Origin of the sequence: Shewanella sp. ZOR0012 (assembly GCF_000798835.1) — a bacterium.
Lineage (GTDB): Bacteria > Pseudomonadota > Gammaproteobacteria > Enterobacterales > Shewanellaceae > Shewanella > Shewanella xiamenensis.
The window spans coordinates 2,357,926-2,358,683 of record NZ_JTLE01000094.1 but is presented as its reverse complement, the minus strand read 5'-3'; the positions used below and the strand labels follow the sequence as shown (position 1 = coordinate 2,358,683).

1 pseudogene is annotated in these 758 nt (G+C 44.5%); it reads left to right on the top strand.

Annotation, left to right across the window (positions count from 1 at the left end):
• A pseudogene (locus tag L976_RS11995) lies at positions 1–676 on the top strand (transposase); the annotation flags it as partial.
• Between the last annotated feature and the right edge of the window lie 82 nt (positions 677–758).

Genomic DNA, 758 nt, shown 5'->3' with positions numbered 1-758 from the left:
GATGAGTTAACGCAAAAGTTCGCCAAAGGTGAGTTAGTTGAAGCGCATGAGGTCAGCAGATTAAAGCATTCAATCGCCATTTACCGTAGCCGTTTATGTGATATCAGTTGGTTTATGCGCTGCCTCAACGAACCCATTGCAAGGCAAGCAAATCAAGAAGATAACTGCACAGGCAGGTTCTGGGAAGGTCGGTTTAAATCTCAGGCCTTACTGGATGAAGCCGCCGTGTTAGCCTGTATGACTTACGTCGATTTAAATCCGATTAGATCACAACTCGCTGATACACCTGAACAATCTGACCATACCAGCATTCAGCTACGTATTCGGGCTGCATTAAAAGGTGAGCAGCCGAGCAATCTACTGCCTTTTATTGGCAACGAGTGCGATAACCAACCCAATGGCATTGCATTTTCCTTAACGGATTACCTTCAATTGGTGGATGATACAGGCCGAATCATTCGCAATGATAAACGTGGATGCATCAGCGAAAGTAGCGCCAAGATACTGGAACAGATTAAATATTCCCCATGACAATTGGCTCAAGCTGACAACCGAATTTGGCAAGCTATTTCATGGTCCAGTGGGCACCTTGCAAGAACTGACCGATTACTGCGAACACTTAGAAAAGCGACGACGGCATTTTGCTAAATGCTGCCAGCACTTTAACAGTAACTGACAACTGCTTATATCACTTCAAAAGCCTCATCCAGAACACATTCCAAGCACTATGGGCCAATTTACTTCATCTTAAATACCTA